At 61.8% G+C, this 14,791-nt stretch carries 11 protein-coding genes; 9 read left to right on the plus strand and 2 right to left on the minus strand.

The window, feature by feature from the left end; genetic code table 11:
• Window positions 1–58: 58 nt before the first annotated feature.
• Both NJ75_RS14130 and NJ75_RS14135 read right to left on the minus strand, forming a co-directional pair.
• Window positions 59–2,305, minus strand: a complete 2,247-nt coding sequence (locus NJ75_RS14130; RefSeq protein WP_039335581.1) for a TonB-dependent receptor — start codon at window positions 2,303–2,305, stop codon at window positions 59–61.
• A 172-nt stretch (window positions 2,306–2,477) separates the two neighbouring features.
• Complete coding sequence (locus NJ75_RS14135; RefSeq protein WP_039335583.1) at window positions 2,478–3,080, minus strand: TetR/AcrR family transcriptional regulator; 603 nt, start codon at window positions 3,078–3,080, stop codon at window positions 2,478–2,480.
• A 180-nt stretch (window positions 3,081–3,260) separates the two neighbouring features.
• Between NJ75_RS14135 and NJ75_RS14140 the strand changes: the two genes are divergently transcribed.
• The 9 genes from NJ75_RS14140 to NJ75_RS14180 all read left to right on the plus strand — a co-directional run bounded on the left by NJ75_RS14140 (window position 3,261) and on the right by NJ75_RS14180 (window position 14,729).
• Window positions 3,261–4,142 (plus strand): aldose 1-epimerase, encoded by an 882-nt coding sequence (locus NJ75_RS14140; protein ID WP_156135809.1) that lies wholly within the window; start codon window positions 3,261–3,263, stop codon window positions 4,140–4,142.
• 79 nt (window positions 4,143–4,221) lie between these two features.
• The gene (locus tag NJ75_RS14145; protein WP_169745725.1) at window positions 4,222–5,397 is read left to right on the plus strand and encodes a Gfo/Idh/MocA family protein; all 1,176 of its coding nucleotides are present in this window, start codon (window positions 4,222–4,224) and stop codon (window positions 5,395–5,397) included.
• A 27-nt stretch (window positions 5,398–5,424) separates the two neighbouring features.
• Window positions 5,425–6,426, plus strand: a complete 1,002-nt coding sequence (locus NJ75_RS14150) for a 3-keto-disaccharide hydrolase (protein ID WP_052242509.1) — start codon at window positions 5,425–5,427, stop codon at window positions 6,424–6,426.
• Between the two features lie 19 nt (window positions 6,427–6,445).
• Window positions 6,446–7,558 (plus strand): alpha-hydroxy-acid oxidizing protein, encoded by a 1,113-nt coding sequence (locus NJ75_RS14155; protein WP_052242510.1) that lies wholly within the window; start codon window positions 6,446–6,448, stop codon window positions 7,556–7,558.
• Between the two features lie 365 nt (window positions 7,559–7,923).
• Complete coding sequence (locus NJ75_RS14160) at window positions 7,924–8,457, plus strand: RNA polymerase sigma factor (RefSeq protein ID WP_039335773.1); 534 nt, start codon at window positions 7,924–7,926, stop codon at window positions 8,455–8,457.
• Window positions 8,454–9,425, plus strand: a complete 972-nt coding sequence (locus NJ75_RS14165; protein ID WP_039335586.1) for a FecR family protein — start codon at window positions 8,454–8,456, stop codon at window positions 9,423–9,425. The genes NJ75_RS14160 and NJ75_RS14165 overlap by 4 nt, the downstream gene beginning before the upstream one ends.
• A 115-nt stretch (window positions 9,426–9,540) precedes the next feature.
• The gene (locus NJ75_RS14170) at window positions 9,541–12,579 is read left to right on the plus strand and encodes a TonB-dependent receptor (RefSeq protein WP_039335587.1); all 3,039 of its coding nucleotides are present in this window, start codon (window positions 9,541–9,543) and stop codon (window positions 12,577–12,579) included.
• Between the two features lie 78 nt (window positions 12,580–12,657).
• Window positions 12,658–13,623, plus strand: coding sequence for an alpha/beta hydrolase (locus NJ75_RS14175; RefSeq protein WP_039335589.1), 966 nt, complete (start codon window positions 12,658–12,660; stop codon window positions 13,621–13,623).
• On the plus strand, window positions 13,620–14,729 hold the full coding sequence (locus NJ75_RS14180) for a pectinesterase family protein (RefSeq protein WP_039335590.1): 1,110 nt from the start codon (window positions 13,620–13,622) through the stop codon (window positions 14,727–14,729). Before NJ75_RS14175 ends, NJ75_RS14180 begins: the two co-directional genes overlap by 4 nt.
• Window positions 14,730–14,791: the final 62 nt, after the last annotated feature.

Consider the following 14,791-nt stretch of genomic DNA (forward strand, 5'->3'; position numbering starts at 1 on the left):
ACTCCTGGATGGCGGGAGAAGGAGCCAGGCTTCACCTCCCGCCGGTACGCGTGTCAGATCAGAAGTTCACGCTCGCCCGCACGCCATATGTGCGAGGCGGCTGGAACTGGTAATTGTCGCTGAAGCCGTTGAAGTTCTGCTCGGCGAAGGACAGAACGTTCTTGTTGAAGACGTTGCGGACGTAGGCCTGCAGCTTCCAGCCACCGGCGTTGGGCTCGATCGATGCCGAGAGGTTGCCGAGGAAATACGACGGCGAGCGGATCTGCGACAAGTTGAAGGCCGAGAAGTAGAAGCTCGAGGAGTACTTGCCGTCGGCACGGAACGAGAGCAGGTGATCGCCCAGTGGTACGCCCTGTTCGAAGCCCATGGAGGCGGTGAAGTGCGGGGCGTTGGGCAACTGGTTCTTGCTGATGTCGACGTTCTGGTTGTTGCCGTTGCGGACGATGATGTTATCGCCGAACTTGGTGTCGAGAAGCGTGCTGTTGACATAGAGCTTCGTGTTCTCGGCTACGCGGGCATTGAGCTGGCCTTCCAGGCCAAGGACGCGGGCGCTGCCGACGTTGAACACGCCGGTCGAGCAGGTCGGGCAGGTGCTCTGCTGCGCCTGATAACCCTTGTAGTTGAAGTAGAAGGCGGCGAAGTTGAGCTGCAGGGCATTGCCCATCAGCGTATTCTTCGTGCCGATCTCGAAGGCATCGACCTGTTCCGCGCCATAGGGCGTGGCGGCGACCGAGCCGTTGGAGTTGAAGCCGCCCGACTTGTAGCCGCGATCGTACTTGGCATAGATCAGGCGGCCCGACTCCGGACGCCAGTTGAGGCCGAGGTGCCAGGTCGGCTTGCTTTCCTTCGTTTCGCCATTGCCTGAATTGACGATCGGGAACGGCGGGCAGGTGCCGGGCGCCGGGAAGCCGTTGCCGCATAGCGGAAACGCCAGTGCGGGCAGGACAAGGCGGGAGTTGCCGGTACGCGACTTGTTGTCCCAGGTGTAACGCGCGCCGGCAGAAAGCTGGAGTTGTTCGCTCAAATCATAGTCTGCCTGGGCAAAGATGGCGTCGGACTTGGTTTTCACCGCAAAGTCGAAGGCAATGCCATATCGGAACGATTGGTCGGCGTTGGGCGCGAAGGAGAGCGGCTGACCGGGTGCAAAAGCGCCGGTCATTTCGCGATTGTACAGGCCAGCTACGAGCGCGTTGTCTTCGGTGAAGCGGAAGTAGCCCGCCTGGATGAAGAGCTTGCCGGTCTTCTCGTTGCTGATGCGGACTTCGTGGTTCCACGTCGTAGGCGCCTGGGTGTTGAGGTACTGGCGATTGGCCGGATAGTTGGGGCCGGTGGCGTCGAGCGTGAGGTCGAACCGCTGCTTGTCCCATCCGCCCGAATAGATCAGGTTGAGGTTGCCAAGACCGCTATAGCTGGCTTCCCAGCGGATGCGTTCACCCTTGAGTACGGTGCGGGTGGGGGAATCGCTGCGGAATGCCGGGAGCGGATCGAAGCTGGGCTGGGGCGCGCCGAGGGTGTTCTTGAGCACGGCCTCGCCGTCAGTGTCGCGATCATCGCGCTGGTAGGACACCCACAGGTCAAACCCGTCCTTGGCGAAGCGGGCCTGGATGCGGCCGGACTTGAAGTCCTCGTTGTCGGCCGACTTCATCACGCCGACCTGGCGGCGGTAGCCGTCGTGCTTGAGGAACACGCCCGAAGCGCGCAGCGCGAAGTTGTCCGACAGGGCGAAGTTGACGGCGGCGTCGGCGTTGGTCGTGTCGTAGTTGCCGTATTCGAACGAGGCGGAGACCTCGTTCTTGAACTTGGGTCGGTTGGTGACAATGCTGACGAGGCCGCCGGTCGAGTTCCGGCCCTGCAGAGTGCCTTGCGGACCTTTCAGGACTTCGACACGAGCAACGTCATACATCGAGGTGTTGATCGAATAGGCGCGGTTGGTGAAGAAGCCGTCGCGGGCAACGGGAACCGAGGGGTCGCCCAGCTCGGTGACATCGGTCGAGGCGATGCCGCGCACGGCGATATAGGCGGAACTGTTTGAGCTGGAGACGTTGAGGCTGGGGTCGATCGACGAAAGGTCCCGGACCGAATTTATGCCGCTGTCGGCAAGATCAGCGCCGGTATAGACGTTGAGCGCAATCGGCGTGTCCTGCGCGGTCGTCTCGATGCGGTTGGCGGTAACGATGATATCGCCCACGCCGCGATCGGCGTCATCGGACTGTCCGGCGTTCTGCGATTGCTGTGCGCTTTGCGCGAAGGCTGGCGTGCCCAGCGCCAAGGCGGACGTAGCAAGCAGGATGGCAGTGATCTTCATGGCTTTCCCCTCCCGAAAAAAGACGGCCGACACCTTGATGGTCGGTCCATTTGATCGCCGATTAGATAGGTGGCACCTGTGCGTCAAGCGTAAATCTAATCACTGCTCTGATTGCAGAAAGGCGCGATGGCGCAGGCGCGGCGATGCGCCGTGGTTCAGCATGTCGGAGAGTTCAGTTTGCCAGAGCGGCCAAAGTTGCACGGGCGACAATGGCCTCGGCGATGTCGACAGTCGGCACGGCGCTCTCGCTCGGCCGGATCACGCCCTTCTTGCGCATCGACGAGAACCCGTAAATCGCCGACCAGAAGGCGATCACGCGCAAATCGGCCTCGTCGTCGGTCACGCCGGGGAGTGCTGCCCGCAGGTGATCACGCAGGTTGAAATGCCCCTTGAGCTGGTAATCGAGCAGCGCCGGGTCGAGTACTGGCGAGGTCAGCTCGCTCTCGTACATGAGGTCGAGCAGAAAGGGGTTGGTTTCGGCAAAGCGGATGAACAGCAGGCCCATGCGGCTGAGCTTTTCCGCAGGGGTGACGGTGCTGCGGCGGACTTGCTCCGCGCCGTCAAGCATTTCCTCAAAGCCTTCGATGGCCAATGCCAGCAGAAGTGAGCGGCGGTCAGGAAAATGGTGGTAGGGTGCGCCCGGCGAGACACCGACCTGCTGCGCCAAGGTGCGGATCGATAACCCGTGGTGCCCATGCTGCCGCACGTATTCGCGGCCGGCATCGAGCAGATCGCGGCGCAGGTTTTCGCGGTGATAGGGCTTCTTGGCGGGCATCAATCTCTCGGGCCACCGGGAAAATGGTGGATTATCGCATTGCTTCCCTAACAGCAAACCACCTTCTTGCCAGACCGAAACCGACCGCCATCGCGCAATAGGGTTGGTGGACCGCAGGCCTTTCAACAGATTGTGTCGACCGGCTTGCCAGCCAATCTGATCAATGATCAAAATGTTGTCATGGATAAATACGGTCTGCTGACGCTTGCGACGTCGAATTACGAAGTGACGATTGCGCCGCAGGTCGGCGGTTCGCTGCGCAGTCTGGACTGGAGGGGGCTGCCAGTCTTCCGCAAAGCGCGGACCGGGCACATTCTGGACGCGGCGTGCTTTCCCATCGTTCCGTTCTGCAATCGCATCGCGCTGGGGCGCTTCGCGGCAGATGGGGTCGAGCATAGACTGCCGTCCAACTTTCCGGATACTTGGCATCCGCACGCGTTGCACGGCTATGGCTGGGTGCGGCCGTGGCAGGTGATGGCGCTTGATGGCGCGTCAATCCGGCTGGTCCACGATTACGACGAAGGGGTGTGGCCGTGGCGCTATCGGGCTGAGCAGCAAGTGACGGTGGCGGCCGACGGCGTGCGGATTCGCATGAGCGTGACCAACCTCAGCAGCAGCCCCATGCCGGCGGGACTGGGCTTTCATCCGTATTTTCCAGGCGATGACAGCGCCGTGTACCATGGCCTGCATCGCGGTGAGTGGGAAACTTCGCCTGATGGGCTACCGCAGTCGCTGGTCGATGCGGGCAGGGCGGTGGACTGGTGGCAAGGTGCTCCGATGACGAGCCGCGTGGTCGACACGATTCAGGAAGGCCGCAAGGGGAAGCTGACAATCCAGAGACCTGCTGATGGCCTGCTGATCGAGATGGAACCGTCCGATGGACTGCCCTGTACCGGTGTCTATGTCGGGCGGGATGCAGATTTTTTCTGCGTCGAACCGCTCAGCCATCCGACTGATGCCATCAACCGCGCGCCCGAAAAGATGGCGATGCTGGCGGAGGGCGAAACGCTTAAGGCAAGTCTGCTCATCCGCGCCAGCCGCATCCGGACGCAGGACGATTGACTTCGTCGCAAGATAATCTAATCAACGATTAAATTGTGGCATTGGCGAAGCATGCCTGATGGCTGCCCGGGAGGATTGGATGGAGCCTGTCAGGATCGGTGTCGTCGGCGCGGGCGATATCAGCCCGGTCTATCTCAACGCGATTACGCGTTCGCCTGCGCTGGATCTGCGTGCAATAGCCACGCGTGATCCTCAGGCAATTGCCGAGAAGGCCACCGCTTTCGGAGCACGGGCCGTTTCGGTGGCGCAGCTGCTGGCCGACGAAGCGATCGAGCTTGTCGTCAATCTCACCCCGGGCGTGGCGCACGAGGAGATCAACGGCGCTGCGCTTGAGGCAGGCAAGCATGTCTATTCAGAAAAGCCCTTCGCCCTGTCGCTCGGCGCGGCGCGGCGGCTCGCGGACCTTGCCGAGCGCCGGGGCCTGCTGATCGGTTCGGCACCGGACACCTTCTATGGCAGCGCACATCAGGCAGCGCGCAAGGCGCTCGATGCGGGCGCGATTGGGAAGCCGGTGTTCGGCACCTCGTTCCTCGGGCTGCCAGGCCTTGAGTTGTTCCACCCGAGCCCGGAGGCATTCTACCGTCCGGGGGGTGAGCCGCCGTATGATGCCGGCCCCTATTACACCACGATGTGGATCAACCTGCTCGGCCCCGTGAAGCGCGTTTTCTCCGTTTCGGGCGCAGGCAAGTCAGAGCGTACCATCCTGCGTGGCCCTCGTCAGGGCACGCCTTTTCCGGTGACTGTCGACACAACGTTCAACACTGTGCTTGAATTTGCCGAAGCCTCGGTCAGCTTCATCATCTCGCTCGACGTTGTGGTGCCTACGCTGCGGCCAGGCGAACTATTCGGGTCAGACGGCATTTTGGCCATGGCCGACCCAATGTTCTTCGGGGGAGAGCCTGCGGTGATTGCGCCGCCTGAGCCGCGCATGGGCCTCGTTACCGCCGATCAGGGCTTTGCTACGCCCAACCGGCATGACCACACAGGGCGAGCGGTGGCCGATTATCGCGGCGCAGGGCTCGTCGATCTCGCACTCGCGATCCGCACCGGCAGCAGACACCGCACCGGGGCCGAGTTCATCGTCCACTCGGTTGAAGTGATGGAGGCCATCGTCAGGTCAGCCACGACGAATTCGGTGATTGACCTTGAATCCACCTGCGAGCGTCCCGCGACCATCGACCTCCAATCCGATGCCGCGCTGATTGCGCTGACGGCATCGCCATTCGATCTGGCCGCGAGTGCCTGGGCCCACTGATTTCTCGCTTTGATGGAGTTTCCCCAAATGTCCGCACGTCATTGCATTCTGGCTGCCAAATTTGCCTGCAGCCTTGCCCTGGTTGCTCCTGCCGGCGCGATTGCTGCCGATGGCCCGCCTGATGGTTCGACGCCCGAACAGAAGGCGGCAATCGCCAAGGATCCGGCCTACCGCAAGCAGGATCTCATCCTCACGAACCTGCCGCGCAACAGGGCCGCGCCGAAAAAGCTTTTCAATGGTCGCGATCTGACCGGGTGGGATAGCTGGCTTGGTTACACCGTGCCAGCCACGACTTACGGGACGCCCAGCAGCGCGCCGATCGGGCTCAATCACGATACCTACGGCGTGTTCAAGGTCGTCCAGGAAGACGGTGCGCCGGCGATCTATTCCAGCGGCAAACTGTTCGGCGGGCTGATCACAAAGGAGGCCCACCGCAACTACCACCTCCACGTCGAATACAAGTGGGGCGCGAACACCTGGATGCCGATGCCGCGCAATAACGGCGTCCTCTATCACTCGCACGGAGCCTATGGCGCGTTCTTCGGCACGTGGATGAGCGCGATCGAGTTCGAGGTGGTGCCGCACTCGGTCGGCATGCTGCTAACGGTCGGCGATTCGAAGGGCAAGCCCTCATTCGAGACAGTGGACTGGCGCGTGGGGGCGACAGTGGCGGTCGCCAATGATCCGTCGATTCCCTATCCGAGCCGCCGCTACTTCCATGGTGGCCTGCCCTCGAATTTGAGCTTCCCGACGTGGAACGTCGATGCCGGGACCGACGCGGAAAGGCCGCTCGGCGAGTGGAACTCGCTCGACCTCTATGTCTTCGGTGACAGGTCGATCCACGTCGTCAACGGCGTACCGGTGATGGCGGCGACCAACCTTACCACCAAGGACGCCAAGGGCCGGACGATCCCGCTGACGGCAGGCAAGATCCAGCTGCAGTCGGAGGGGGCAGAGACGTACTTCCGCGCGATCACGATCGAGCCGATCCGCCGCCTGCCGACCATCGCCGAGCGCAAGCCGGGCTGACAGAAAAGGAGCGGGCATCATGGCAAAGACTGTCTTCGAGCAGGTGACGCAGCAGGAGGACCTTCTCGACGTGGTCGAGTTTCGCGCGGCGGCAGAGCCGCTGATGCCCGAGGCCTACCGCGACTTCGTCAATAACGTCGGCATGGAGCGCACGCTGTACGACGACATGGCAGCATGGCAGGCGCTGCACCTGCGGCCGCGGGCGCTGGTCGACGTCTCGCACATCGATACCACTGCCACGGTGCTGGGACAGAAGATCGCGATGCCGATCATGACCGCGCCGTTCGTCGGCTCGACGCTGGTGGATCCTGAAGGGGAGGTGGCAACCGCGCGGGGGGCAGTGGCGGCCGGTACGATCACCACGCTCAGCATGATGGGCACGCGTCCACCAGAGGCCGTGGGGGCGGTAGCAAGCGGGCGATACTGGCAGCAGGTTTACTTCATGCGCGATCGCGGCGTGGTAAAGGACGTGATTGATCGGGCCGTAGCCGCAGGGGCTTCGGCTTTGTGCTTCACGGTAGATCTTCCGGTGATGCCGGCATTCCCCAGGCCCATGCGCCTTGCCGCGCAAGCGCTGTTCCAGCGATGGCAGGAACCGGAGCACAAGATGTACGCCGTTCGCGACTACGCAGATCGGCCGATGGGGGCAACTTTTCCCGACGCTGCTGCAACCTGGGCAGATGTGGAATGGATGCGCGGACTTTCAGACCTGCCGCTGGTCCTCAAGGGCGTGATCCGGCCCGACGATGCCTTGCGCGCTCGTGATCATGGTGCAAGCGCGCTGATCGTTTCCAATCACGCTGGCCAGGGCCTGCGCCATTCACAACCGGTGGCCCACGCGCTACCGGCAATCGTTGAGGCCGTTGGGCGGGACATTGAAGTCTATGCAGACAGCGGCATTCGTACAGGCGCCGACGTTCTGCGGGCCTTGGCACTTGGCGCACGTGCCGTTCTTGTCGGCCGGCCTGTGCTTTGGGGCTTGACCAAGGGGGGCTCTCAGGGGGTGGAGCGTGTGCTGAAGTTGCTGCAGGCCGAACTCGCCGAGATTATGGCAATTACCGGCGCGTCGAGCATTGATAAGATCGATCTGTCTGTTCTGGGTGCAGGCGGAATCTCACCACATTCGCGGTAAGCCGCGCTCAGCTTTGTACCTTTCCCACAATTGCGCCGAGCGCATTGCTGGCTTGTAACGATAGGATGCTCCAGTCGTGCAGGGTACCAGTGTATGTGCAGAAGACCTGTTCGTCGGTCAGTGCTTCGATGATCTCCCATTCTATGACCCAAGAGTACGGCTTTCGGGTCCGCCGCACCCGTAATCGTTACGTCGACTCTTTCTGCTGCTAAAAAATTTTTCTTGGCGGAAGGATTAGGCGATCCGGTGACTCTTATATGGTGCAAGGTCGAAAATCGGCCGCACAGGAGGATGCTACGAGAGGCGAGGCGAACACGGAGCTGGCGAAACGTCGCCAGAGGGCAACGTGGGTTGCGCAACACCTGCTGCCGCATGAGCGGCAGGTTCGGGGGTGGCTTGCGCGGTCCCGCTTGCCCGGCGAGGAGATCGACGAGGTCATGCAAGAAGCCTACTGCAGAATTGCAATGCTCCCGGCGGTCGATCACATCGAGCATCCGGTAGCGTACCTTTACTCCGTAGCCAGAAACCTGGTGCTGCGCCGCATCAAGCGACAGCAGATCGTCGCGCTGGACGTCGTCGCAGACATCGAATGCGTCAGCGACGATTCCCTGCAGTCTCCGGAACGTCAGACCGAGAGCCGCCTAGATTACCAACGCGTCCTCGCCATTATCGCGGGCCTCCCTGAACGTTGCCGGCAAGTGGTTGAACTGCGCAAGCTGCAGGGCTGGTCGCAGAAGGAAATCGCCGCGCATCTCGGCATTACGGAAAAAGCCGTAGAGAAACAGATCTGGACTGGGGTTCGGGCAGTCCGTCAGGCATGGCAGCAGACCGAGGCGGAAGTCGATGCGCTGATAAGCGGAACGGCACGGCCCACCGCACGGCGTGGAGGTCGGACATGACTTCGCCCGTCAACAGCACCCGATCCTCGGACGAGGACTTCATCGCGGGGCAGATAGCGCGAATGGACTCCGGCGCCTGGACGGCAACGGACGAGGCAACGCTGCAGACCTGGCTCGATGAGGTCCCCGCCCGTCGTGGCCTGTTGCTGCGCATGGAAGCCGAATGGGTTGCACTCGACCCAGCTTCGGCCGCCACAGACTCCAAGAATGAAGAGCCATCAGCACCGCTTGCGATTTCATCCGCCGGTCGCTGGACTCGCCGTGGGTTGATGGGCGCTGCTGCCGCTTCGGTGGTTGGTGGTTACCTTGCTTTCTGGCTGGGAGACGGTGCCACTGATTTCGAGACGCGGGTGGGCGAGATCCGGCGGTTACCACTGGCCGACGGTTCGGTGATGACGATGAACTCTGCCAGCCAGATCAAGGTGAACCTTGCACAGGACGTTCGCCAGATCGCCCTGCTGCAGGGCGAGGCTTGGTTTGAGGTCGCCAAGGATGCCAAGCGGCCGTTCATTGTCCAGGTCGGCGACGTCCAGGTTCGCGCGGTCGGCACGGCGTTCTCGGTCAGGACCCGGGGAACGGCGGTGGAAGTGCTCGTGACAGAAGGCGTGGTCGAGACTTCCGCAAGGCACGACAGCAACCTGAAGCTGACCTTGAAGGGCGGGGACCGGGCGATCGTCGGCGCCAGTGCGCTGGTCGATTTCGAAACCGGTCAGTCTACCAACGTCGACCGCGCGCTGGCGTGGCGCAGCGGAATGATCGATCTGAACGGCACGCCTCTCTCCAGCGCTGCCGAGGAATTCAACCGCTATAACCGGCGCCAGATCGTCATCGCCGATCCGGCGATCGCAGCCGAACAATTCGACGGTCTGTTTCGTGTAAACGATCCGGATGGTTTCGCAGAAGCGGTCAAAGCAAGCCTTGGGGTCCGCATAAATACTGCCGAGCCGGGAATTATCAGAATAGAGTAGGCGACCTGAAAAAAGATCGGAAGCAAATCTTTTTTGGAAGGATTTTTGTTTCTGGGAGCTCTTGTTTGCACAGGCACAATCAAAAGCCTGGCAAGCCTGAATATGGGAGGGATTGATGTCGGTTTCGAGAAATATACTGCTAGCTTCGTCAGCTATTGTTTGTGCGGTCTCCTCACAAGCCGAAGCCGCTGCGCAGACCCGGCAGTTCTCCATCGATGCGCAACCCGCCGAAACGGCGATCAGCATCCTTGGCCGACAGGGCGATGTTCAGGTCATTGCCGCCAGAAAGGTAACGCGTTCGATCCGCACCAACGCCGTTCGCGGCGAAATGAGCGTTGGCGAGGCGCTTGACCGACTGCTTTCAGGGACGGGTCTTGCCGCGCGCCAGCTCGGCAACGGATCTTATGCCATCGTCACGAGAAGTCCGTCGACCACGGTGACGTCTCGGCCAGTGGCCCTGACACGCGCGTCCGCGTTGACCCCAGTTAGCGAAATGACACCGGTGGCGGCCGCCACCGCTCCTGCTGCTGCGCCCGAGGAAGCCATGCAGGACGCTCCTGCGCAGCAGCCGGAAATCGTCGTGAGCGGCTTTCGCGGCAGCCTGGTTCGCGCCCAGGACATCAAGCGCAAGTCAATCAACCTGACCGAGAGCATTCTGGCCGAGGACATGGCCAAGATGCCGGACCTCAACCTTTCGGAGTCCATTCAGCGCCTGCCGGGCGTCGCGATCTCCCGCGAAGGTGGCGAAGGTCGCAACATCACCCTGCGTGGCTTTGCCCCGGATTTCACGCGCACGACACTCAACGGAATGGAGGTTCCTGCCAGCAGCGACGGTCTGGACTCGGGCGGTTTCACCATCAATGCCGGCCGTGCGTTCGACTTCCATATCTTTGCATCGGAGCTGTTCAACCGGGTCGATGTCCAGAAGACGCAGCGAGCATCGATCGAAGAGGGCGGCATCGCCGGTACAGTCGATCTCTATTCGGCAAAGCCGTTCGATTTCAACAAGCCGCAAGCCGTGATCTCGGCGCAGGGCGGCTACAATTCGATTACCCGCAAGGTCGATCCCCGCGTCACCGCCATGCTTTCCGATCAGTTTGCCGATGGCAGGGTCGGCGTGCTGGTGTCTGCCGCCTACTCGGAACGCACCGTTTATCAGGAAGGCTTCGGCTCGGTCCGCTGGACATCGCCGTTCGTTAATGGCGACAGCTGGGCTGACACCAATCCCGTCGTGTCCGGGACGCCGGTGGACTGCCCGGCTGCCGACAATCTGGACTGCCTTTGGGCGCCGCGACTGCCTCGCGGCGATTTCTTCGGCAACAACCAGAAGCGTCTCGGCCTGACCGGCTCGCTGCAGTTCCGTCCGACGGACACCTTGGAAGTCAGCTTCGACGGGCTCTTCTCGCGCCTGGAAAACGACCGTCTCAGCTACAACTCGATGGAGTGGCTGCTGACACATGGTCCGGCCGGCAATTTCGTCGGACAGACGCCCCGTTCGTTCACGATCGCGCCAGACGGCAAGCAATTGATTGCCGCGTCGTTTGACGATGTCACTTCGTGGTACGAAAGTCGTCACCAGACTTCGGTTTCGAAGTTCCAGCAGTATGTGGCTTCGGCCAAGTGGCAGGCGTCGGACAACCTCAAGCTTGATGTCATGGCTGGCAAGGCGCGCGACGCGGCCGACCGCGAGGAGCTGCGCTTCTATGCACGATCAGTCCCGCACTTCTACTCGTATGACTTCACCAAGAACCAGGACGTGCCGGTCCTCAACTATGGCAACTACGATCCGAACAACGCTGCAAACTTCATCAATGCGCTGACAGCGGCCAACCGCCTGAACAAGGTGATCAAGGACAACTTTACCACCAAGGGCAACCTGGTTCTCGAGGCTGGCAACATAACCGCTCGCACCGGCGTGGCCTACAGCCGCAGGTCGGTGGCCTATTCCGAAGCGCAGGGCAACTTGCCCAGCTTTGCGCCGCAGACTTACCTGCAACCGTTCCCCATCTCCAACTTCGGCAAGGGCGTCGTCTCGGGTGGCCTGCCGACATTCGCCGTCTTCGATTTCGACAAGGTTGGCGCGTCCAACCTGATCTCCGATACTTACACGCCCAATACGGCTGCGGGCTGGGAAGTGATCGAGAAGACACTGGGCGGCTACGGCGAAGTTACCGGGGAGTTCGACCTCGGCGGGATGGTTCTGCGCGCCAACGGTGGCGTCCGCTACGTGAAGACCAACATCGATTCTCGGGCAACCATTGCCGGTTCTGCGGTTTCGGTGAAGCGCAGCTATGACAATTTCCTGCCTTCGCTCAATCTGGCGCTGAACATCACTCCCGACATCGTGGCGCGAGCCGCATATGCCCGATCGATGACGCGGCCGGGGCTGGGCTCGCTCAACATCGCCGCCCCGACCTTCGAATACACCACAAGGACCGTCGGCAATCTCGGCAATCCGGACCTCAAGCCGTACCTTTCCAACGATTACGACGTCGGGCTGGAGTGGTACTTCAGCAAGGGCGGACTGGTCGCTGTCGGTCTGTTCAAGAAGGATATCATCAGCTCGCTCAGCACTGCTGTGGTGACCAAGCCGGTGCCGCAGGAATACTGGCAGGCGATCTACGCCGATCCCCGCTATGACGCATCCTACAATGCCGATCCGGCCAAGGTGCCCTACACCTTCTTCCAGGCGGTCAACACCCCTGGCGGCAACAGCGTGAAGGGTGTCGAAGTCACGCTCAACGCGCCGTTCACGTTCCTGCCGGGCGTCCTGTCCTACTTTGGCGTGGCATCGAACTACACCCATGTATCGGCGCGTGACTCAACGGGCCTTTCGCCCAATTCGTACAATTTCACCGGCTATTTTGACACCGGTAGCATGGGCATTCGCGTTTCGGTGAACAAGCGCGATGACTATCTGTTGAGTGAACCGGGCGGAAACGGCCACGTTCAGGAGCGCAAGTACGGTCCGACCCATGTCGACCTGTCGGCTTATTACAACATCACGCCAAAGTTGACCCTGACGGTACAGGGCATCAACATCACGAACGAGAAGGAGCGGATATACGGCACCGGCGACGGCAGCCAGTATCTGGGCCGCGAGTTCTCGCGGACGGGGGCGCAGTGGTTCGTCGGAGCGCGCTACCAGTTCTGACGATGACTGGGCCGTCCGCAAATCCCCTCGCGGGCGGCCCCCTTGCATGAAAGCGGCCGGTTGATGACGCTGTTGAGGATGGCACTTGCGGCTGCAGCTGCCTGCGGGTTGACCGGTTCGTTGCCGGCAACCGCAAGAGAGGTGGACGACAGCTATACCGTCGCCCAGCGCTTCGAGCGGTACAAAGATCAGTACAGCGGGATCACCTGGCCGGCAGTGACCCTTGCCGAGGGACAGGAGATCCTGTTCGACCGTTCCTACAAGCGCCTGTCTGATCGCAGCCTTGGCCTTGATGTATTCCTGCCGTCGCAGAAACGACGGCTGGGCACTGCACTGGTGCTGGTTCACGGAGGTGCCTGGCGATCGGGCGACAAGAGCCACTTTTACGCACTGGCCAGCCGCCTCGCCGGACTGGGCCATACCGTAATTCTTCCCGAGTATCGTCTGGCGCCCGAAGCCGGGTATCCTTCGGGAATGACCGATGCGGCAGACGCCCTGCGCTGGGTGCACGACAATGCGGCTCACTTTGGCATCAAGCCCGGTTGGATAGCTGTAGGCGGAGCGTCATCCGGCGGGCAGATGGCGGCTTTGCTCGCATATGACGCAAGGTTACGCACCGACGAGGCGGGCCGCATGGTACCAGTCGCAGCCCTGATCGATCTCGACGGGGTGCTCGACATGACCGATCCGTTGGCGTTGCAGTTCGAGAATGCGGCGGGCGGCAAGTCGCCCTTTGCGCAATGGGTCGGTGGATCGTTCGAAAGCGCCCCGCAGACCTGGATCGACGCAAGTGCCGCGCATCATGTTTCGCCGAGGTCTCCGCCGACCCTGATCCTCGGGAGCGGCATCCCGCGTTTTACCGCAGGGAGAGTGGCTGTGCTGGCGGCGCTGAAAAGCCATGGAACGCGGACGGAAGTATATGATCTGGTCGATGCCCCACACGATTTCTGGCTTTTTGAGCCGTGGCTGACACCTACCGCGCGCAGGATCGACCGGTTTCTGCGTGCCCTTCTGAGTTCCAGCCAGACTGGGGATGGGCGATGAAGTTCTGCTTGGGAGTCCTCGCCGCAGCACTGCTCGGCGGAGCGTCCGCTGTGGCCAGTCCTGCCGCCGATACATACGCTGTTGCACGGGACTGCACTCGGTCTGCCTTGCCTTGCTACACCTCGCTGCAGCTCGCCCTGAACGCGGCCGAGCGGGATCAGTCCGAACGATGGATCGAGATCCGCGTCATGCCGGGCGATTACGAAGAGAAGCCCGTGATCCGGCGCAACCGCATCAAGATCGTTGGGGCGGGGCGGAACGTCAGCCGCCTCCACTTCGGCGCCGTGGCACAGACATCGGGCCGTTATCACCGCGCCAACTGGGGAACGCCGGGATCCGCCACGCTCACGATCAATGCAGCCGAGGTGCGCATTTCGGACATCACGATCGAGAACACCTTTGACTATCTGGCCAACGATGCGCTCGCAGGCAGCGATGAAGGCAAGATTGCCAACCCGCAAGCCGTTGCGCTTCTCCTCGATGTGGCCAGCGACAGCGTGGCGATCAGCGATGCAGCGATACTCGGCTATCAGGATACCCTTTTCACGAATGGCGGCCGGGCCTGGATCGCGCGCTCGCTGATTTCCGGCAATATCGACTTCATCTTCGGTAACGGACAGCTGCTGATCGAAGACAGCGAAATCCGGACGCGAAAGAGGGCCGCGGAAATCGCACCGGGCGAGTTTCATTCCTTCATTGCGGCGCCCTCCACCCCTCTATCCCAGTCTACAGGCCTCGTGATCTATCGCAGCCGCCTGACGCGCGAGCCGGGCGTGCCGGACGCTTCGGTCGCGCTCGCCCGACCATGGCATCCGACAAAGCGCTTTGCCGATGGCCGCTACGCCGATCCTGAAGCTGTCGGACATGCGCTTTTCATCGAATGCCACATGGACGCGCATATCCATCCCGACCATTGGGCGCCGATGAATGGAACGTCGAGGGACGGGACCATGGGTACCGTCTTCCACCCGCAAGACGCGCGCTTTGCCGAACGGGGATCGACCGGCCCCGGCGCGGCATCGAAGCCAATCGGGATGACTTGGCGCGACGCACGTTCCCTGCAGGAGATCAGGCAGGAATTCGCCAGTATCCCGCTCGGCCGGTAGCGGATCTCATCAGACCTGCCCCAAACTTGCGAGCCGACGGCTACAGGATGGGGCCAATCAGG

The sequence above is a fragment of the Novosphingobium subterraneum genome (assembly GCF_000807925.1).
In the GTDB taxonomy this organism is placed as follows: domain Bacteria; phylum Pseudomonadota; class Alphaproteobacteria; order Sphingomonadales; family Sphingomonadaceae; genus Novosphingobium; species Novosphingobium subterraneum.

Bases quoted from the DNA above. Each gene is read 5' to 3' on its own strand.
- NJ75_RS14130 (WP_039335581.1), bottom strand. From the start codon at position 2,305: ATGAAGATCACTGCCATCCTGCTTGCTACGTCCGCCTTGGCGCTGGGC.
- NJ75_RS14135 (WP_039335583.1), bottom strand. From the start codon at position 3,080: ATGCCCGCCAAGAAGCCCTATCACCGCGAAAACCTGCGCCGCGATCTG.
- NJ75_RS14140 (WP_156135809.1), top strand. From the start codon at position 3,261: ATGGATAAATACGGTCTGCTGACGCTTGCGACGTCGAATTACGAAGTG.
- NJ75_RS14145 (WP_169745725.1), top strand. From the start codon at position 4,222: ATGGAGCCTGTCAGGATCGGTGTCGTCGGCGCGGGCGATATCAGCCCG.
- NJ75_RS14150 (WP_052242509.1), top strand. From the start codon at position 5,425: ATGTCCGCACGTCATTGCATTCTGGCTGCCAAATTTGCCTGCAGCCTT.
- NJ75_RS14155 (WP_052242510.1), top strand. From the start codon at position 6,446: ATGGCAAAGACTGTCTTCGAGCAGGTGACGCAGCAGGAGGACCTTCTC.
- NJ75_RS14165 (WP_039335586.1), top strand. From the start codon at position 8,454: ATGACTTCGCCCGTCAACAGCACCCGATCCTCGGACGAGGACTTCATC.
- NJ75_RS14170 (WP_039335587.1), top strand. From the start codon at position 9,541: ATGTCGGTTTCGAGAAATATACTGCTAGCTTCGTCAGCTATTGTTTGT.
- NJ75_RS14175 (WP_039335589.1), top strand. From the start codon at position 12,658: ATGGCACTTGCGGCTGCAGCTGCCTGCGGGTTGACCGGTTCGTTGCCG.
- NJ75_RS14180 (WP_039335590.1), top strand. From the start codon at position 13,620: ATGAAGTTCTGCTTGGGAGTCCTCGCCGCAGCACTGCTCGGCGGAGCG.